General features: G+C 43.3%; 17 protein-coding genes. 5 read left to right on the forward strand and 12 right to left on the reverse strand.

Features of this window, described 5'->3' with window-relative positions:
- Positions 1-70 precede the first annotated feature (70 nt).
- The 6 genes from DWZ33_RS03560 to DWZ33_RS03585 form a co-directional block, all read right to left on the reverse strand.
- A complete protein-coding gene (locus tag DWZ33_RS03560; protein WP_118453816.1) occupies positions 71-1,657 on the reverse strand; it encodes a hypothetical protein in 1,587 nt (528 codons plus the stop codon).
- Complete coding sequence (locus DWZ33_RS03565; protein WP_022936790.1) at positions 1,650-2,360, reverse strand: ABC transporter ATP-binding protein; 711 nt, start codon at positions 2,358-2,360, stop codon at positions 1,650-1,652. Before DWZ33_RS03565 ends, DWZ33_RS03560 begins: the two co-directional genes overlap by 8 nt.
- On the reverse strand, positions 2,353-3,006 hold the full coding sequence (locus DWZ33_RS03570; protein WP_118453817.1) for an SdpI family protein: 654 nt from the start codon (positions 3,004-3,006) through the stop codon (positions 2,353-2,355). The genes DWZ33_RS03565 and DWZ33_RS03570 overlap by 8 nt, the downstream gene beginning before the upstream one ends.
- 4 nt (positions 3,007-3,010) lie before the next feature.
- Positions 3,011-3,277, reverse strand: coding sequence for an autorepressor SdpR family transcription factor (locus DWZ33_RS03575; protein ID WP_022936788.1), 267 nt, complete (start codon positions 3,275-3,277; stop codon positions 3,011-3,013).
- Positions 3,278-3,414: 137 nt separating this feature from the next.
- Positions 3,415-4,944, reverse strand: coding sequence for an NAD(P)H-hydrate dehydratase (locus DWZ33_RS03580; RefSeq protein WP_118453818.1), 1,530 nt, complete (start codon positions 4,942-4,944; stop codon positions 3,415-3,417).
- Positions 4,904-5,374, reverse strand: a complete 471-nt coding sequence (locus DWZ33_RS03585; protein WP_118453819.1) for a VanZ family protein — start codon at positions 5,372-5,374, stop codon at positions 4,904-4,906. Before DWZ33_RS03585 ends, DWZ33_RS03580 begins: the two co-directional genes overlap by 41 nt.
- 118 nt (positions 5,375-5,492) lie before the next feature.
- On the opposite strand from DWZ33_RS03585, the gene DWZ33_RS03590 reads away from it, so the two are divergent.
- The 3 genes from DWZ33_RS03590 to DWZ33_RS03600 are packed head-to-tail and all read left to right on the forward strand — an operon-like array spanning position 5,493 to position 8,076.
- Positions 5,493-6,122: an ECF transporter S component gene (locus tag DWZ33_RS03590; RefSeq protein WP_182425498.1), complete on the forward strand. Its 630-nt coding sequence runs from the start codon at positions 5,493-5,495 to the stop codon at positions 6,120-6,122.
- The gene (gene coaBC / locus DWZ33_RS03595) at positions 6,115-7,305 is read left to right on the forward strand and encodes a bifunctional phosphopantothenoylcysteine decarboxylase/phosphopantothenate--cysteine ligase CoaBC (RefSeq protein WP_118453821.1); all 1,191 of its coding nucleotides are present in this window, start codon (positions 6,115-6,117) and stop codon (positions 7,303-7,305) included. Before DWZ33_RS03590 ends, coaBC begins: the two co-directional genes overlap by 8 nt.
- A 3-nt stretch (positions 7,306-7,308) precedes the next feature.
- On the forward strand, positions 7,309-8,076 hold the full coding sequence (locus DWZ33_RS03600; protein WP_118453822.1) for a type III pantothenate kinase: 768 nt from the start codon (positions 7,309-7,311) through the stop codon (positions 8,074-8,076).
- A 31-nt stretch (positions 8,077-8,107) separates the two neighbouring features.
- Here the strand turns inward: DWZ33_RS03600 and DWZ33_RS03605 are convergent, their stop codons facing one another.
- Positions 8,108-9,805: a [FeFe] hydrogenase, group A gene (locus tag DWZ33_RS03605; RefSeq protein ID WP_118453823.1), complete on the reverse strand. Its 1,698-nt coding sequence runs from the start codon at positions 9,803-9,805 to the stop codon at positions 8,108-8,110.
- 131 nt (positions 9,806-9,936) lie between these two features.
- On the opposite strand from DWZ33_RS03605, the gene DWZ33_RS03610 reads away from it, so the two are divergent.
- Positions 9,937-10,167 carry a permease of phosphate ABC transporter gene (locus DWZ33_RS03610; RefSeq protein ID WP_118453824.1) on the forward strand — a complete coding sequence of 77 codons (231 nt, stop codon included), beginning with the start codon at positions 9,937-9,939 and terminating at the stop codon, positions 10,165-10,167.
- Positions 10,168-10,221: 54 nt separating this feature from the next.
- Here the strand turns inward: DWZ33_RS03610 and DWZ33_RS03615 are convergent, their stop codons facing one another.
- The 3 genes from DWZ33_RS03615 to rbr form a co-directional block, all read right to left on the reverse strand.
- A complete protein-coding gene (locus tag DWZ33_RS03615) occupies positions 10,222-10,899 on the reverse strand; it encodes a potassium channel family protein (protein ID WP_022936780.1) in 678 nt (225 codons plus the stop codon).
- 9 nt (positions 10,900-10,908) lie between these two features.
- Complete coding sequence (locus DWZ33_RS03620) at positions 10,909-12,303, reverse strand: TrkH family potassium uptake protein (protein WP_022936779.1); 1,395 nt, start codon at positions 12,301-12,303, stop codon at positions 10,909-10,911.
- 130 nt (positions 12,304-12,433) lie between these two features.
- Positions 12,434-12,970 carry a rubrerythrin gene (rbr, locus tag DWZ33_RS03625; protein WP_022936778.1) on the reverse strand — a complete coding sequence of 179 codons (537 nt, stop codon included), beginning with the start codon at positions 12,968-12,970 and terminating at the stop codon, positions 12,434-12,436.
- Between the two features lie 279 nt (positions 12,971-13,249).
- On the opposite strand from rbr, the gene DWZ33_RS03630 reads away from it, so the two are divergent.
- Complete coding sequence (locus tag DWZ33_RS03630; RefSeq protein ID WP_118453825.1) at positions 13,250-15,337, forward strand: glutamine synthetase III family protein; 2,088 nt, start codon at positions 13,250-13,252, stop codon at positions 15,335-15,337.
- Positions 15,338-15,470: 133 nt separating this feature from the next.
- On the opposite strand, the gene DWZ33_RS03635 is transcribed toward DWZ33_RS03630, so the two are convergent.
- Positions 15,471-16,757, reverse strand: coding sequence for a uracil-xanthine permease family protein (locus DWZ33_RS03635; protein WP_022936776.1), 1,287 nt, complete (start codon positions 16,755-16,757; stop codon positions 15,471-15,473).
- A gap of 133 nt (positions 16,758-16,890) precedes the next feature.
- Positions 16,891-19,461: a cation-translocating P-type ATPase gene (locus tag DWZ33_RS03640; protein ID WP_118453826.1), complete on the reverse strand. Its 2,571-nt coding sequence runs from the start codon at positions 19,459-19,461 to the stop codon at positions 16,891-16,893.
- Positions 19,462-19,513: the final 52 nt, after the last annotated feature.

Here is a 19,513-nt window from a genome sequence, read left to right on the forward strand (position 1 = left end):
GCTTTAGAATTTTGTGATCCAGCTTGCATCTCTTGAATCACTGATTGCTGACTTCATCATGAACTGCATGCTATAATTGCTTAAATTGCGCAATGCCGGCCTTTTTCAGATAAATCAGACAAATTACACCCAATAAGATAAAAAATAAGTTTAAAATCAACAGATAAACAAGCACCGGCATACTGCCGATCACTTGAATCGATATAAAGGCAATGATACCAGATAAAATCATACCGCCAAAAATACTGATCATGCATGCCATACTCTGCTTCACAACCGTTGTCTCACTGACCCAGTCAAACCGCGGAAAGTTAAGATTCACAATCAAGCCAAAACTTGCTGTAAAGAATGCCGTAACTGCACATAACAGAAGCAGCAATAAAAGCTCTGCGATATTTAATGAAAACAACAGTGCCAATAACAGAACCGAAAGCATCGCTGCCGGAATCAGAATCATCAGATTCAGCGCGATCTTAGCCGCAAAGATTTCCTCCGTGCGGATGGGCAATGACTTAATGATCCATAGATGCCTGCCCTCAAGAGAAATTGATGAATTCGTTGTACAGCTCATGACAATTAAGAAAATCAATCCAAGCGCCAATATCACACTGATCTGCGAAGTCAATTCCGCCGGCAGTTCATTCATGATCGCCATCAAGCTCTGTTTACTGAATAAAGCAAAGATAGAGGCACCCAGCATGATAACCGGTCCAAAAGCCGTATTCATCACATAGATACCGCAGGCAAAATAACGCCGTACCTCCTTCATAAACAATGCATTAAAGCTTGAGCTTTGTTTAATTTTAGCCAGTTTATAATTTTTCTCGCGATAGCTGCCTCTCAATCGGCTGTTAATAGACGTAAAACGCTTGGCAAAGAAAACCACAAAGAATACAAAAGGCAGGACATTGCATAAAAAACCAAGCAGATAACTCAGCAGACTTCCCTCAATCATGCCTTTTACCATTAAGCCAAAGAATGGCAGATAAAGCTGCATGTTGCGGATAACTTCTTGTACATCAACAGCACTGCCAACCAGTGTCTGTATCATAAATGAACCGAAAAAGACCAACACGATAAAGATCATCATTAAAAGATTGCTGACTAAATTCTTATATTTAAAATGACTGGAGACATAACCAATCACTAACGAAAACAACGCTGATAAAACCACCGCCGGCATCGGCAGGACTAAAAACATCCCAACCCCGCCCAGATAGTAAAATAATGATTGTCCTGTAAATAAACCATAAAGCAGGATTGCCGGCAGCAGCAGAAACAAGGCATAGAAATACTGCAGAGATAAAAACGACAGCAGCTTACTGGCAACCAGCGCCGTTTTAGAAATCGGCATTGAACGCAGCAGGTCATAGTCTTTGCTGCCAAACAGATGATTGCCGCAGTTATATGCCGCAAAAACCAGCAGCAGTACAAAAGCCACCAAAGCCATCGTATATAGAGCCAGCTGCCGCTCCTCACCCTGAAGCGCATTCAGCAGCGTTATTGAATAAAAGCTGGACACCGCCAATAAGGTAACCACCATAAAGGCTAAAAAGCCCATCCCCGCTGCTTGTTTCCCCTTGCTTCTTGTATGCCGGATACTGCTGAATAATAAATTCCTCGTCTGCAGCTTTACAAGATTTATAAAATTACTCATGATCCGTCAGCTCCAGGAATACTTCCTCAAGACTTTGATCACCCATAACCTGATCAATGCTTCCCTCAGTAATAATAGACCCATTCTTAATAATTGCGACATGGTCACAAAGCTTCTCCACCACCTCTAAAACATGAGTAGAGAAAAAGATCGAACCACCCTGATCACACAGCTCACGCATCAGCTGCTTTAAGATATGCGCAGCCTTAGGATCTAAACCGACAAACGGTTCATCGAGAATCAGCAGCTTCGGCTGATGAATCAATGCGGAAATAATCATCAGCTTCTGCTTCATACCATGTGAATAAGAAGCAATCACATCACCCAGATTGGCCGTCAATTCAAACGCGTCCGCATACTGCCGAATCAAAGTTTCCCGCAGCCTTGCATCCACCTTATAAATATCACCGATAAAATTAAGATAACGAATTCCGGTCAAAGATTCATAAATATCCGGATTATCAGGAATATAGGCCATAATCCGCTTACATGCCATTTCATCATTCTTAATTGATTTGCCGTCAATTAAGATATCACCGGCTTCAAAGTCAAGAATGCCCACAATACTCTTAATTGTTGTGGTCTTGCCGGCACCATTATGGCCAATGAAGCCGAATATCTCACCATTTTCAACGCTCAGATTCAAATTGTCAACAACCTTCTTATCACCATAACTTTTAGAAAAATTTTTAATTTCAAGCATTTTCATATCCTCTTGTCTTTCTGAAATAAATATATGAATAAATCACCGGCGCTAAAGTGATAACAATTAGGTCAATCACTAAAGCAATGGTACGCAGCTCTTTGGGCAGCACAATGAACAAGATGGCAAGAAAGCCGCCAAGAAACCATAGCTTACCGCCAAAGCGGTGTGTCATTGTCCAGTTATCCTCATCGCTGATGGTCCATGGTGTTTTTATTCCCATAAAATAATTATGTTTGATTTTAGGGAAGATATTGCCCAAAAACATAAATAATAAGCCAAACAAACCTTGAAATAAAATATCTGGTTTTATAAAATCAATTGAAGTAGCAGCCAGAATCATAATCAGTTCAGTACCAATCATAAACAATGACAGAGCGATGAATGAATGATCAACCCTTTTTTGAAATCGCGCATAGTTTTTGCCTAAGGGATCAATATGCGGCAATAGCTGAAACAGCAACCCTAAGCCAATCAGCAAAAGCGGCATCAGCATAAACGAAAGTTTTGACCCATAGCCATCAATTTCCCATTGATAATTAAAATGCATCGGTATCTGTTCAGGCAAAAATGGCAGCAGACAAAGTATTGCAGCTAAATTAATGAACGGCAGCAGCATGAGCCGCCTGTTAAATTTGATCTTCATCTTATCACCTCGTATCACTTAAGCCGGCCAGCCAGCCGAGTATTTCCTCAACAACACTTAAGTTAATCTCATAATAAATATATTTCCCAACCTTTTCATCATCAATCAAACCAGCAGTTTTTAAGATCGTTAAATGATGCGAAATCGTTGCGTTGCTCACATTGAAATGAGAAGCAATGTCCCCAGCACTCATTTTATGCTGCTTCAGCATTTCCAAGATCTCGCGGCGGGTAGGATCGGATAATGCTTTAAATGTTTCCTGAAAACTCAAGCCCTCACCTCCATGTCATCTTCAGTATAGAGAAGAGCTGCGTCACTGTCAATAACATTTAGATAATTATCTAAATGAATGACTAAACTGTCATCAATTAGAAAAAACAGGTTCCTTGCGGAAACCTGTCAATATTGTTATTCATCCATAGCGGCAAGGAAAGCATCAGAGATTCCTTGAATTAATTCATTCGCTGTCATTGCATAAAACGCTGTGTGCTGACTTTGCAGATCAGCGGCAAGTCCATGCAGATAAACACCTAAAGAAGCGGCATCAAACGCCTGTTTCTGCTGAGCCATCAAAGCGGTAATCATGCCGCAGAGCACATCGCCGCTGCCGCCCTTTGCCAACCCCTCATTTCCCGTCGTGTTGATTCTCAGGCGGCCCTTCTCTAAAATCAAGGTACGCATACCCTTTAAGACCAATGTCACCGGATACTCGTTCACAAAATCAAAGGCATAGCGCAAAACATCACTTTGCAGAGCATTCTTATCGACAGCGCAAAGCCGCTGCATCTCTCCCATATGCGGTGTCAGAATTGTCGCACTGCGGCGCTTCTTCAAAAGCGGCAGCCGGCGGCTTAACGCCCATAAACCATCCGCATCAATGATCAGCGGTTTATCAATCAGCAAAAGCCGTTCCAGTATACGCTCCACATCCTCACTGCGCCCCGCTCCGCAGCCAAAGGCAATCACATCAACGTTCTGTGCCGCCTTAAACAGTTCATCACAAAATTCATTATCAAAATGCCCCTGCTTATCAGAAACAGCAATGCTCATGGCCTGCGGCAGCGATGAAGTCAGCGCATTCATAATACAAGCCGGCGCCGCATAAGTCGTCAGTCCGCAGCCGCTGTAAAGACATGCCTTTACACACATCTGCAAAGCCCCGCTCATCCCTTTGGAACCGCCGATTATCAGCGCTGTACCGCACGTATACTTGTTCGCATTGCGCGCTCTTGGCGGCAAGAGCCGGTGCGCAAGCTCTTGATCCAATAATTCAAAGCCGCTTTTCAGCCTTTCCATCACCACATTCGGCACACCGATATCCGCAATCACAATATCCCCGCAGTACAGGCTGCCTGGCTCTAAATAAAGACCGAGCTTAGGATTTTGAAAAGTAACCGTCACTTTTGCCTTCACCGCCGTGCCTAAAATCTGGCCTGTATCGGCATGAATTCCGCTGGGAATATCACAGCTGATCACCGGCTTGCCGCTGGCATTTACACTTTCAATCACATCATAAAATAAACCATCAATCCCACGGTTCAGCCCCGTGCCAAACAAGCAGTCCACCAACAGCTCAGACTCATGCAGCAAAAGCCGCAGATCCTCTAAACCCGGCTGAATAAAAGAGCGGATATTCAAGGCACGCATGATCTGATAATAGACTTGACCATCCGCCGGCATCTGATTACCCTCGCCCAGCATAACAACACTGACACTAATATCCGTAAAACGCTGCAGCTGCGTCGCTAACGCCAGCCCATCACTGCCATTATTGCCCAAACCGCATAAAATACAGACACGCTTCACATGCCAGCGCAAAACTTCCTTCATCAGCGCATCGGCGGCGCGATCCATTAAAAGCAGCGTCGGAATCTGATATTCCTCTAAAGCGATCGCATCAGCTTCCCGCATTCTTTTGCCATCCATTACTTGCATCATTCATCCTCCTTTTCACTCTATGACATAAACCCATACCGCAATACGCACCAATACTATCGAGCATCACATCACTCAGCTTTGATAAACGATTCGGTGTAAATGCCTGAATCAATTCATCGATGCACGCACAGCCGGCACATAACATTAAAGTATAAATCAGCGGATGCTTTATGCGATAAGTACATACAAACTGATAGAAACAAATACCAAGCAGGGCATATTCACCAAAATGCGCAGCTTTGCGGATAAAGGAATGAAAGCTGTCAAAATCAAAAGGAAAATTAGGAATCAGCTTATAAATCACACTCAGGATTCCCTGTGATGCCTCAGAAGAAATGGTTCCTGAAATGCTGCCCGGCAGCATCGAATTCCCCCATATCAAAATAAGCACGGCAATGGTCACAATTCCCCAACAGTATCTTTTACGCATAAAACACTTCCTTTACAATAATTATACACTATTTCTTGAAACTTAAATCAGTCTGTTTTATAATGTATGCGCATTATTACGTTGCATCTTTTATAAGAGTGACAGTAAGGAGAACATCATGAAAAATAAAATGCAGACACGCAGAATGGCCTTATTAGGTATTTTTATTGGTTTTGAGCTAGTCCTTATGCTTACGCCGCTGGGTTATATTCCCATCGGCCCGCTGAAAGCGACAACCCTTCATATCCCAGTAATCTTAATCGCCGTCGCCTGCGGATGGAAAGAAGGCGCTGTTTTAGGCGCTGTTTTTGGTTTAACCAGTGTAGTGATGAATACACTCACACCAACACCAGTCAGCTTTGTATTTACTCCCTTTTATTCATTCGGTGAATTACATGGCAATTTCAATTCATTGCTTGTAGCCCTTGTGCCAAGAATTTTGATTGGCGTCAGCTCTGGCTTAGTCATGCTTGGCTTAAAAAAGCTGAAGGTCAATGAAAACATCGCGGTAGCTGCCGCCGCCATCATTGGCTCCTTATGCAATACGGTTTTAGTTCTGGCAGGTATTTATATTTTCTTCGGCCCGGCTTACGCGGCGGTAAAAGGCATAGCCTATGACGCGCTGATGGGAGTAATCTGGGGCACCATCACAACCAATGGCATCCTGGAAGCAGTCTTGGCACTGATACTTGTATCTGCGATATATAAAGCGATTAAACCACTTTTGAAAGGAGTATCTCATGCGTAAATGTGTAGTTGTCGGCATCAGCGGCTGTGTGGCAGCTTTTAAAGCTGTTCAGTTGGTCAGTGATTTAGTAAAGCTCGATCTTGATGTCGAGGTTATTATGACTAAAAATGCCTGTGAATTTATTCAGCCGCTGGCCTTTGAAGCGCTGACGAATCATACCGTTATGGTGGATACTTTTGATCATCGTTTTGAAAAATCAACTCAGCATATCAGCATCGCGAAAAAAGCTGACTGCTTCATCATCGCACCGGCTACCGCCAATGTAATTGCGAAAATTGTTCATGGTCAGGCAGACGATATGCTGACAACAACCTTTCTCGCCTGCCAGTGTCCGAAACTGATTGCACCGGCTATGAATACCGCTATGTTTCAAAATCCCATCACCCAGGATAATCTGAAGCTGGCGAAGCATTATGGCATTCAGATCATTGAGCCGATCAGCGGCCATCTGGCATGCGGTGATGCGGGCATGGGTAAGCTGGCAGATCTTGAGACATTGAAGGCTGCCATTGATCGATGTTTGCATAGCAGTGATGAATTAGCTGGTAAAAAAGTAATCATCACCGCCGGTGCTACAATGGAAGCCATCGATCCGGTACGCTTTATCACCAATCATTCCTCAGGCAAGATGGGCTGCGCACTGGCTCGTCAGGCACAGCGCATGGGTGCTGATGTGACATTGATACACGCATCGATGAGTGTTCAGCCGCCGCAGTTCATCAAAACGATTCACACGCCCAACGCCGCCGCCATGGCAGAAGCAATCAAGGCACAATTTGATGAAGCGGATATTGTAATCAAGGCCGCAGCAGTCAGTGATTACCGCTGTGCACAGCCTGCGCAGCAAAAAATAAAAAAGGCCAGTGAAACACTGACACTGCAATTGGTAAAAAACGAAGACATTCTAGCTTGGTGCGGCGCTCATAAGACGCATCAGCTGTTGATTGGCTTTGCCATGGAAACAGAAAATGTACTGGCGAATGCCCGAAAAAAACGTGCCCTAAAGAACTGCGACCTGCTTGTGGCCAATTCCATCAGTGAAAGCGGCGCTGGTTTTCAAGGTGATACCAACCGCATTACCATTCTCTCTGAAACAGAGGAGAAAACCTATGATTTGATGAGCAAAGATGACTGCGCGGCAGTTATATTAAAAACCGCGGCAGCCCATTTAAAGGAGAAATAAATCATGTTAATGACAGTAGACATCGGCAATACTAATATGACCATCGCCTTTTTTGATGAGGATACCATCAAGGCAACATTCCGTCTGACAACGAAAACCATTCGTACCAGTGATGAATATGGCAGCAATCTGATTAATTTCATGCATGCCTTTGATATTCACGCCAATACGATTGAAGACGTAATCATTTCCTCAGTAGTCCCTAAGGTGATGCATGCCTTTACCAACAGTATCCGCAAATACATCCATAAAGAACCGATCATCATTGGTCCTGGTTTAAAAACCGGCATTTCCGTCCGCACTGACGATCCCCGCTCAGTGGGAGCTGACCGCATTGTCGATCTGGCAGGCTGTATGGCAACCTATGGCGGCAACGCGCTGGTCATCGATTTCGGCACCGCCACAACCTATGACTATGTCAGCAAAGATGGTATCTTCCAATATGGCATTACCGCTCCCGGCATAGAAATCAGTGCCAAAGCCCTATGGACACAGGCCGCCAAGCTGCCGGAAATTGAAATTAAGAAGCCGGATACAATTCTTGCGAAAAACACCATCACATCGATGCAGGCAGGCCTAGTTTACGGCTACATCGGCCAATGCGAGTATATCATCACACAGTTTAAGAAGGAGCTGGGCATCAGCGATATGAAAGTGATTGCGACCGGCGGTTTAGGCCGCATCATCTGCAGCAACACAGCAATGATTGATACCTATGATCCTGATTTGACATTCAAAGGTCTGAAAACGATCTATGACCGCAATCATTAAAACAAGGCAGAATTTTCCGCCTTGTTTTTTTTTACACTATTTCTTCAAACATTTCTCTGCCCTGGAAACATATCGGACATTTATAATCTTCTGGCAATTCATCCATCTCCGCCACATATCCGCAGATCATACATTTAAAGCGGCGTTTCACTGATTGAGGCTTTGGTTCAGCTTCAGGCTTTGAGGTTTTGATTTCTTCAAACATCTCTCTGCCCTGAAAGCAAATCGGACACTTATAATCCTCAGGCAGCTCATCCATCTCCGCCACATATCCGCAGATCATACATTTAAAACGGCTTGTCGCTGTTTTTGATGCCGGTTCAGCTTTTGGCAGTATATTCGTTACCTTAGGATGCACACCATTCAATATCGCACTGCGGTCCACATATTCAGTATGCAGGAACCTTTCTGCTTTTTCGCTTAAAGGCTTTGAATAAAATTCTTTATAAACCGCTTGAATCTGCGGGTTTTCATGTGAAAAACGAATCGTGCTGTCCGCATCCTTTTGATACAGTGAATCAATACGTGCCTGACGGATTTCATCATTCATCGGTACCGCACTCTTAGGCTGACCGCCGCCGCCAATACAGCCGCCGCGGCATGTCATTACTTCCACAAAATCATAATTAACTGCCTTAGCTTTAATCTTTTCCATCAGCTGACGGGCATTCTCCGTTCCATGAACGACCGCTGCCCTGACCGGTATCCCATTAATTTCAAGTTCGGCTTCACGAATTCCATCCATGCCGCGAACCGGTGTAAGCTTCACAAGATCCGCCTTAGGATTCTCATCGGTAAGCATCCAATAGGCTGTCCGGATTGCCGCTTCCATAACCCCGCCAGTGTTGCCGAAGATAATACCAGCTCCCGATGCCGGTCCCATAAACGAATCATATTCACTTGGTTTCAGTGCGTTCAGATCAATGCCCTCCGCCTTCAGCCAGCGGGCTAACTCACGGGTAGTAATGACCGCATCCATATCACGCAGATTTACATCATCCAGCTCAGCAGCGGCTGCATTCATCTCCGGCCGGCCAATTTCAAATTTTTTAGCGGTGCATGGCGTCAGCGCCACATTAAAAATACGATCAGCGGCAAGCTTCTGCTTCTGCGCGAAATAAGTTTTAATTGTCGGCCCCTGCATGCCGATTGGACTTTTGGCGCTCGATAAATGATTGCGCATTTCCGGATAGAAGGTTTCCACAAACTTAACCCACGCCGGGCAGCAGCTCGTAAACTGCGGCAAAGTACCATGTGTGCTGATTCGCTTCACAAGTTCAGCTGCTTCTTCCATAATTGTCAGATCAGCTGAAAAATTTGTATCCAAAACATAATGAAAGCCCAAGCTGCGCAAAGCCGCAACCATTAAGCCCTCCACGAATGTTCCGGCTGGCATGCCAAACTCCTCACCTAAGGCAACTCTTACTGAAGGTGATGTTGAAACAACGATCCGCATAGACGGATCCTGCATTGCCTGTTTGATCTTATAAGTGTCATCCACCTCACTGATTGAGTTAACCGGACAGACATTCGCACACTGACCGCAATGGATGCATACCGCTGTATCATTAGTAGCCGCTAAATCATACATTCGGCCAACTGCGATCTCCTCTTCGCATACTTTACGGCACTGGCCGCATTTAATACATAATTCTTCATTTCGCACAATGGCTGGATTATCCTTTTCTATCGGTATCCGAATTGCGGAAAATTCATGTTTACTTATCATAATTTGTACCCTTTCTTTATAATGTAATAATTATAGTTTTCCAATCCCTTCCAGGTCAACGTTCTTGCCCTAAAAGATACGCCAATCCTAAATTACTGTGCTATACTAAAAGCAGAAAGAGAGGATAAAATATGAAAAAATTATTCAGCTGTGCCGATGCGTATATCAAAACGATGACCATTACTGAAATGGGACAGTTAAAATTATGTCTTGGCTCAATCGGTGTCTTGATTGGCTTAAGTGTTAAAAAGGAACATCGCAAGACTGTCGCTGTCGGTGCCGCAACCTTAATGGCTGCAACCTATTTGCCGCTGATGAGCCGCTTTGTGAAAGACATGTCTAAAATGGTTAAAAATAATTAAGTATTGCAAAGTCCTATAATTAAAAGCTGAAGTCACAAGACCTCAGCTTTGTTTTTATATACTATTAATAAATTCAAACTTCTCAAATGTCTGCATTTCAGCAATAACCAGCAAATGATCTTCAGCAGCAATGACATATTCCGCAGATGGTGAAATACTCAAACGAGACTCATTGCTTTTACGGATACCCAAAACATTGATACCAAATTTACGACGGGCATCAAGTTCAATCAGCGATTTGCCGACCCAGCTTCTAGGCGCGTTCATTTCAACAACTGAATAAGTATCATCGATATCGATCATATCCACAATATTTTGACTCAGCAGACTCTTGGCAACCCGCTCACCCATTTCCTTCTCCGGACGAATGACCTTATCCGCGCCAATTGCCTTCAGAATCTCCATATAGCGTTTATTCTTTGCTTTCGCAACAATATATGGCACCTTTAACTCATGAAGATTCATGATTGCCATGATGCTTTCTTCAAGATGCGACCCTACCGCTACGACAGCAACATCACAATCACCGATACCGGCAGCTCTCAGCGTTTCTAAATCAGTAATATCTCCCTGATTAGCGCTTGTACAGATATCCGCCATGCGGTCAACGCATTTAATATCCAAATCAACCGCGATAACCTCACAGTTATATTCACTTAAGGTTTTAGCTACCGTTGAACCAAAGATACCTAATCCCAATACTGCAAATGTACGATTATTTAGCTTTTTCATTTAGATCTCCTAACCGACGATTACATGACCAGAAGGATAACTCAGTGTCTTCTGGGCACTGCCTTTTCCTCTGATAATCGAAATGATCAGTGTGATAACACCGATACGACCAATATACATCAATAAAATAATAACCACTTTTCCCACAACCGTCAAGGTCGGCGTTACATTGGCACTGAGCCCAACGGTTGCCATCGCTGATACTGCCTCAAAGAACAAATGTAGGAATGTTGCCTTTTCACTCAAGGTCAGGATAAACAAACCAATCACCAGCGAAAATAGATTGATAAATAAAATCATCGCGGAACGGATCACAACACTTTGGGTAATTGAACGCTTAAACGCAACAACCTCATCACGATTTTTCAGCTGATTTAAAACCAGCAGCGCCAATACCGCAATCGTTGTCGTTTTAACACCGCCTGCCGTACCGCCCGGCGAACCGCCGATGAACATACAAATAATCATCAAGAATTTAGTGCTTTGATGCAAAGACGCGATATCCAAGGATGCAAAGCCTGCCGTACGCAGTGTCACCGACTGAAACAAAGCCGCAAACAGCTTGCCTGGCAGTGATAAAGCACCTAATGTAGCCGGATTATTGTATTCCACGCAAAAGATAAGCACTGCCGGTACAACAATCAAAAATGATGTCATAAGCAAGACAAGCTTCGTATGTAAAGATAAATATTTCCAAAACCGTGACGGCGTAAATTTGCCTTTGCGCATATCTCTGAAACGATCACGCAAATCAAACCAGACAGCAAAGCCCAGACCGCCTAAAACAATCAGCAGCATCACTACGATATTTACCAATGGATCATCAACATACGGCATCAGCGAAGTAGCGCTCATGGTATCAAAACCAGCGTTACAGAATGCCGAAATGGAAATAAAAATCGAGTTGAATATCCCTCTGACAATCCCATATTCAGGCGCATATTGCGGAATGAAGCGAATGGCCAGCAAAATGGCGCCGCAGCCTTCAAAGATTAACGTATACCGAAGAATACTGCGAATAAAATTGTGCATATCAGATAAAGAGTCCTGATTCAGCATCTCCTTCATCATCAGCCTGTCATTTAATGACAGACGGCTTTTTAAATGGATAATAAAGATAGCGACAATTGTCATCAAGCCTAAACCGCCGATTTGAATCATCAGCAGGATGACAAGCTGTCCAAACATCGTAAACTGATCAGCGGTTACCTTAGTCACCAATCCGGTCACACACGTTGCACTGGTTGCGGTAAATAAGGCATCCAATGGATTCAGCCATGTCCAGCCGCGGTTACTGATTGGCAATGTCAGCAAAAATGCGCCCATCAAAATAACTACCACAAAGCTTAAGGCTATTTTACGTGAAATTCGCATTTTTGCTAACTTTTCTTGTATAAAGTTCATACACATCCCCTTCTAGGCATTACTCAATGCTACTACAAGTACCCTCTATTCTACACAATAAAAAAATTAAATCAATATAAATTTAGCTTTTCACAAAGTAAAAATCCGGTTATGAGCCGGATTTCCAATTTTAGTAATTTTCTACGTCCAATGCGAAATAAGATTTTGGATGATTACATACCGGGCAAACTTCAGGTGCTTCACTGCCTACATGCAGATGACCGCAGTTCAGACATTCCCAAACAACTACACCATCTTTAGCGAATACTACATTACCTTCAATATTAGCTAACAGTTTACGATATCTTTCTTCATGATGCTTTTCAATCTTCGCAACACCTTCCATCATTTCAGCAATTTCAGTAAAGCCTTCTTCTCTTGCTTCTTTTGCGAAAGTAGCATACATATCAGTCCATTCATAGTTTTCACCAGCTGCCGCGTCTTTTAGATTTTCAACTGTTGAAGGCATACCGTCATGAAGCAGTTTGAACCATAATTTCGCATGTTCTCTTTCATTGTTGGCTGTTTTCATGAATAAGTCGGAAATCTGAACATAACCGTCCTTTTTAGCTTTGCTGGCATAATAAGTGTACTTATTTGTAGCCTGTGATTCACCCGCAAATGCAGTCATTAAATTTTGTTCTGTTTTAGTTCCTTTTAAATTCATATTAACCTCTTTCCAGGAATATACTTTAACGTATTTCCTTATTTTACCCTTATTGTTATTATATCCCAATTTATGTCTTCATTCAATGGATATAACTATAAAAAATGTGGGTAAAGCTAAGAATGCTAATTTAGCTTTTAATTCAGATTTATGATTTTAAATTGAATTTTTTGTCATTTTTTTCTCATTTTATCAATAAAACATAAAATTTATTTAATTTTTTGTTTACTTTTTTGATATGATGCCGTATATTCTAACTATTGGAGGACAAGCAAACTTATGAATGATAAACATCCTTTTGATGATTTTGGAATTAATCTTTTCAGTGAGTCGGTCATGAAGGAAAGACTTCCATATCCGGTTTATACTAAATGGAAAACAGCGATCCGCAAGGAAGACGCTTTAGATCGTAATACAGCCGATGCCATTGCGCATGCAATGAAGATTTGGGCAATGGAAAAAGGGGCAACCCATTATTCCCATTGGTTCCAGCCAATGAGCGGCAATACCGCCGAAAAGCATGATGCTTTTGTAGAACCCGGCGACTATCAGGCAATTTCCCGTTTCAGCGGCAAATCACTGATCAAGGGTGAAGGCGATGCTTCCAGCTTTCCAAGCGGCGGCTTACGAGCTACCTTTGAAGCCCGCGGCTATACGTATTGGGACTGTACATCACCGGCCTTTGTACGCGATAACATTCTTTGTATCCCAACTATTTTTGTTTCCTATAACGGTGAAACATTAGATAAGAAAGCACCGCTGTTGAAATCTTTAGAAGCCTTAAATAAAGAAGCGACACGCATCGTCAACGCTTTTAAGGATAAAGATATCAAGCGGGTAACCGCCATGGTCGGCTTGGAACAGGAATATTTCTTAATTGATAAAAAGCTGTATCAGCAGCGCAGTGATTTAATTAATACCGGCCGTACATTATTTGGCAATGTGCCGCCGATCGGTCAGGATCTTGCTGAACATTATTTCGGATCGATTCCTAACCGGGTAAAAGCATTTATGAAGGAAGTTAACGTGGAATTATGGAAATTGGGCATCTATGCCAAAACCGAACATAATGAAGCGGCTCCCTGCCAGTTTGAGATTGCACCGCTGTTTGCTGATGCTAATATCGCAGTGGATCAGAATCAGCTGATCATGGATGTATTGAAAAAGGTAGCGGATCTGCATGATCTGGCTTGTATTTTTCATGAAAAACCATTTAAAGGCGTTAACGGCAGCGGTAAACACAACAACTGGTCATTGGTAACCGATGACGGTCAAAATCTGTTAGAACCTGGTGATAAACCGCATGAAAATATTCGCTTTCTGCTTTTTGTCTGTGCGGTTATCAAAGCCGTTGACACATATCCTGAATTATTGAGAATGGCCAGCTCAGATATTAATAATGATCTGCGTTTGGGAGCGAATGAAGCACCACCGGCAATCATCAGCATCTGTATGGGACAGGAACTCGAACAAATCCTTTTCCAGCTTGAGAAGAGCTTAAAAATCGAGCATAATGTTGAAACAACACCTTTCTCAATCAGCAACCTTTCCTATGTACCGAAAGATACTAGTGACCGCAACCGTACTTCACCTTTTGCTTTCACTGGTAATAAATTTGAATTCCGTATGGTTGGTTCATCACTTTCCGCAGCTACTACAAACATTGTATTGAATACCATTGTCGCGGATAGTCTCAGTGAATTTGCCAATGAACTTGAACCGCTGAAATATATTCAGGATGTACGCGATAAGGCATTAGAAATCTGCCAGCGTGTTATTCGTGAGCATAAACGTATTCTATTCAGCGGTGACGGTTATTCAAAAGAATGGATCAAAGAAGCTGAAGAACGCGGTTTGCCAAATATCCCTGCATATATCTATTCTATTGAATCATTGATCAGTGATAAAGCTATCGGTTTGTTTGAACGCAATAAAGTGCTCTCCGAGGTTGAACTGAAAGCCCGTGCAGACATTCTCTATGAACAGTATTATAAGAAGGTTCTGATTGAATCAAACACACTGATGGCAATGACTAAGAAAACCTTATTGCCGGCATTAATTAAGGAAATCAAATTCTATTCTGATGCATACGCATCTTTGAATATTAAAAATGCTTTCTATGAAACTAAAATCAATACGCTCTTAGAAATCCTCGATAATGTTCAGAAACGCTATGATGAATTAAATAACCTGCTTACAGCCGTCAGCAAGAGCGCGACGAATCGTGAAAAAGGTTATTATGCATTTGAAACAATCGTATCAGCGCGTCACAGCTTGCGTAAAGCCGTAGATCGCATTGAGAGTGAGATTTCTAAAGAAAACTTCCCAGTACCAAGCTACGAAGAAATGTTTATTTCAATCTTATAAAATAATAGACAAAATGCACTATGTCATGATAGTGCATTTTTTTGTTGATTAAGAAATCTGATTCAAGCAATTTCAAAGCAGACTCTTGCTTAAAAATAAAAACCTGAAACCGAGATGATTTCAGGCATAATATTTAATCTTCTTTAGGCAGAATCAGATTCAGTACGACACCGACAAAGGCGGATAATGCTGTACCTGATAAAGTGATCAGTTTACCCATTGGCAATACCGCGCCGCCTAAGCCAATTACCAGCATTGCTGATGCGATGATCAGATTGCGCTGTTTGTCGAAGTTTACTTGATTGTCAATTAAAACCCGCAGACCGTTGCTGGCGATGACACCGTAAAGCAGGATGCTCATACCGCCCAGCACTGGGTTAGGAATTGTTTCAATCAGTGCAGATACAATGTTGATGCATGACAGACAGATAGCGATAATTGCCGCGCCGCTCGTTACATATACAGAAGCAACCTTAGTCATGCCGATAACCCCGGTATTTTCACCATAAGTCGTATTTGCCGGGCCGCCCAGAAAAGCTGAAACCGCAGTTGCGATACCATCACCCATCAAGGTGCGGTCAAGTCCCGGATCTTTTAAGAAGTTGCGTCCGCAGACCTTGCCCAGTACCGTATGATCCCCGATATGCTCAGAGATCGTTACGATAGCTACCGGCAGCAAAGCAAATGTTTCCGGGCCGAAATAAAGCTGATAGGTATCAAAATTACCCACTTTAAACGGCAGGATAAACTGCGGCAGAGAGAAAATCTTACCGCTTGCCAATACGTCATTCACCGGTTGAAAATCAACGATACCCACCGCTAAAGCAATCAGATAACCGCAGATGATACCGACCAGGAAAGGTATGATTTTAAAGAAGCCCTTTGCTTTGGTAGATACCAAAGCAGTGATGATAAAGGTTGCTACTGCCACTAGCATGCCGCGCCAGTCACCGCCTTCTACAAACTGTGCATTGCCGACCGCGTTAGCCGCTAAGCCTAAACCGATTACCGCGATCATCGGACCGATTACAATCGGCGGCAGCAGCTTGTCAATCCAATCCTTACCGATAACCTTAACGATAAAGGCTACCGCTACATAAATCAGACCCACTAAGATCAAGCCTGTCTGAGCCGCGCTGACATCACCGCCCATCGCTTCCTTGGCAATCAAGACCGCTGAGATATAAGCAAATGATGAACCAAGATATACCGGTACTTTTCCTTTTGTGCAAAGGACATAAATCAGCGTACCAATACCAGATGCAAACAATGCAACCGATACTGGAAAACCAGTGATGATTGGAACTAATACCGTTGCCCCAAACATAGCAAAGACGTGCTGAAAGCTAAGCAGCGCCCATTGTGCCGGCTTTGGCTTTTCATTCACGTCAATTAACAGATTATTCTTTTCTTCTACCATGATTTTTCCTCCTATCAAAAGCATAGAACCTTTGGCAAAAAAATCACGATTTTTGCCTTTGAAACCTCTCTGGATTTCATTAAAGACCTATGTTCTTTGATAGTTTAGCATAAATCACATACAATTACCACAATTAATGATTAAAAAGTTTGCTGACCTCATTAATAACCATGGTACTGGCTGATAAACCAAACACAATCAGCCATTCTTTTAAAGCCAGCGGCATCGTCTTCAGCAAGAGATTCATCGGCGGGAAGTGACAGACAAATACCTGTAATGCCAAACCGACAACGATTGTCAGAATCAGCCATTTATTCTTAAACAAGCCGATGCTGAACATTGATACCTTGTCATTACGGCAGTTCATCGCATGAAACAGCTGTGACATTGACAGCACCATAAACGCCATAGTCTGTGCCATTACCGTACTGTGCGCAAGACCGTATTTAAATGCAACTAATGAAATCGTGCCGATATATAAGCCATTGCATACGACAAAGGCATAACCGCCATGGGCAAACAGACTTTCCTTAGGATCACGGGGTTTTTGTTCCATAACATGACGATCATCCGGTTCTACACCCAAAGCCAAAGCCGGAAAAGCATCCGTTACCAGATTCACCCACAGTATTTGAATCGCACACAAGGCAGGTACGCCATGCGGCAATAACAGTACGGCCAGAAACAGAGTCATGATTTCACCTAAATTGCAGGATAGCAGATAATAAACCGCCTTTTGAATTTTCAAATAAATATTGCGGCCTGCCTCCACAGCCGTGACAATCGTTTTAAAGTTATCATCAGTCAATAAAATATCACTGGCGCTCTTGCATACATCACTGCCGTTCTCACCCATCGCGATACCGATATCCGCGCTTTTTAATGCCGGCGCGTCATTCACGCCATCACCAGTCATGGCTACAATACCACCATTCTTTTTAAAGCTTTCGACAAGTCTCACCTTGTGCTCCGGTGAAACACGGGCAAAAATTCTTACCCGCTTGCATGCCTGAAGCAATTGGTCATCATTTAAAGTATCAATTTCATCACCGCTCATGACATCCTCTTCCCGGCTTACCAGCTTTAACTGATGGCCGATCGCATAGGCGGTTATCGGTGAATCACCGGTAATCATCACGACTCTGATCTGTGCCTTACGGCATGTTTCAATCGCTTCTGCTACCTCTTCACGCGGCGGGTCCATCATCCCGGCAAGCCCGACAAATGTACAATCCTTTTCAAGTGTATCCTCGCGCAGTGTGTGGGCTGATTTCATCGCTAAGGCAAACACTCGAAGGGCCTTTTGCCCCATGATTTTACTGGCCTCCATGATACATTTTTTATCATAGCTGCTCATCAATACCTTTTGACCATTTACCAACAAATGGGTGCATTGATTAATAATGCGGTCAACGGCGCCTTTCGTATAAACAACCTTCTCCTGGCCTATCTCATGAATCGTACTCATTTTTTTACGGTTGCTGTCAAAAGGTATCTCATCAATGCGGATCTGTGAACATTCAAGCTGCTGCTTCACAATGCCATGACGCTGCGCAAATTCAACCAGCGCCTTTTCACTAGGATCACCTAACAGCGTATCACCGCGTGTCTCAACATTGTTGCACAGCGCGCAGATCGTCAGAAATTCCTTCGTTACCGGTTGGTCAAATTCACGGTCAGAGTAAGTAGATACAACATTCATCTTATTCTGTGTCAGCGTTCCCGTCTTATCTGAACAAATAACACTGACCGAGCCCAAGGTCTCCACCGCATGCAGCTTACGCACAATCGCATTCTGTGAAGACATTGTGGTAACACCCATTGCCTGAACAATGGTCACAACCGCCGGCAGCCCTTCCGGAATCGCCGCTACCGCCAAAGAAATCGCCAACAGCAGCATATCAAAAATATTCTTGCCCTGAATGACTCCCACCGCAAACATCACGGCGCAAAGCACGACTGACAACAGTCCCAGCATCTTGCCCATCTCTGCCATTCTTCGCTGCATGGGGGTCATTTCATTGTTATTCTTATTCAGCAGGGCAGCAATTTTACCTACTTCACTATCCATTCCGCAGTGTACCGCAATGCCCCGCCCTCTGCCGCTTGTAACATATGTAGACATAAATGCCATATTCCGCTGATCCGCAGGCCCCAAAGGCCCATCAGCCACAAAAAACTCATTCTTTTCTGCTGGTTCACTCTCACCAGTCAATAGACTTTCATCCAGCTTTAAGCGCGTTGTAGAAATCAATCGCAGATCACACGGTATACAGTCACCCGCTTCAAATTCAATCAGATCGCCGACCACACACTCACTGCTGTTGATTTCCGTAAGTACACCGTCACGAATGACCTTACAGGTTGGATGAATCAGCTGCTTCAACGCTGCCAATGCCTTCTCACTCTTCAGTACCTGACCTGTTCCAATCAATGCATTCATAATAATCACAAACAAAATGATGCAGGCATCCATCGCTTCACCCAATGTTACGGATAATGCCGCACCGATAATCAGAATAATTACCATCGGATCCTTAAACTGTTCCAAAAAGATTTTAATTGGACTTTCCTTTTTTTCCTCTACCAGTTCATTCGCACCATCCCGGCGCCATCGTTTTTCCGCCTCGGACTGACTTAAACCTTGATTGAGATTGGTATCCGTCAGTACCGCTATTTCCTTGATACTGTTTCGATAAGCCATATTCACGCTCCTTTACAGATACTTTATGCACTCCATACAAAAAAAAGAACGG

Origin of the sequence: Dielma fastidiosa, from assembly GCF_003475485.1 — a bacterium.
Classification (GTDB): domain Bacteria; phylum Bacillota_I; class Bacilli_A; order Erysipelotrichales; family Erysipelotrichaceae; genus Dielma; species Dielma fastidiosa.

Bases quoted from the DNA above. Each gene is read 5' to 3' on its own strand.
- DWZ33_RS03560 (WP_118453816.1), bottom strand. From the start codon at position 1,657: ATGAGTAATTTTATAAATCTTGTAAAGCTGCAGACGAGGAATTTATTA.
- DWZ33_RS03565 (WP_022936790.1), bottom strand. From the start codon at position 2,360: ATGCTTGAAATTAAAAATTTTTCTAAAAGTTATGGTGATAAGAAGGTT.
- DWZ33_RS03570 (WP_118453817.1), bottom strand. From the start codon at position 3,006: ATGAAGATCAAATTTAACAGGCGGCTCATGCTGCTGCCGTTCATTAAT.
- DWZ33_RS03580 (WP_118453818.1), bottom strand. From the start codon at position 4,944: ATGATGCAAGTAATGGATGGCAAAAGAATGCGGGAAGCTGATGCGATC.
- DWZ33_RS03585 (WP_118453819.1), bottom strand. From the start codon at position 5,374: ATGCGTAAAAGATACTGTTGGGGAATTGTGACCATTGCCGTGCTTATT.
- DWZ33_RS03590 (WP_182425498.1), top strand. From the start codon at position 5,493: ATGAAAAATAAAATGCAGACACGCAGAATGGCCTTATTAGGTATTTTT.
- coaBC (WP_118453821.1), top strand. From the start codon at position 6,115: ATGCGTAAATGTGTAGTTGTCGGCATCAGCGGCTGTGTGGCAGCTTTT.
- DWZ33_RS03600 (WP_118453822.1), top strand. From the start codon at position 7,309: ATGTTAATGACAGTAGACATCGGCAATACTAATATGACCATCGCCTTT.
- DWZ33_RS03605 (WP_118453823.1), bottom strand. From the start codon at position 9,805: ATGATAAGTAAACATGAATTTTCCGCAATTCGGATACCGATAGAAAAG.
- DWZ33_RS03610 (WP_118453824.1), top strand. From the start codon at position 9,937: ATGAAAAAATTATTCAGCTGTGCCGATGCGTATATCAAAACGATGACC.
- DWZ33_RS03615 (WP_022936780.1), bottom strand. From the start codon at position 10,899: ATGAAAAAGCTAAATAATCGTACATTTGCAGTATTGGGATTAGGTATC.
- DWZ33_RS03620 (WP_022936779.1), bottom strand. From the start codon at position 12,303: ATGAACTTTATACAAGAAAAGTTAGCAAAAATGCGAATTTCACGTAAA.
- rbr (WP_022936778.1), bottom strand. From the start codon at position 12,970: ATGAATTTAAAAGGAACTAAAACAGAACAAAATTTAATGACTGCATTT.
- DWZ33_RS03630 (WP_118453825.1), top strand. From the start codon at position 13,250: ATGAATGATAAACATCCTTTTGATGATTTTGGAATTAATCTTTTCAGT.
- DWZ33_RS03635 (WP_022936776.1), bottom strand. From the start codon at position 16,757: ATGGTAGAAGAAAAGAATAATCTGTTAATTGACGTGAATGAAAAGCCA.
- DWZ33_RS03640 (WP_118453826.1), bottom strand. From the start codon at position 19,461: ATGGCTTATCGAAACAGTATCAAGGAAATAGCGGTACTGACGGATACC.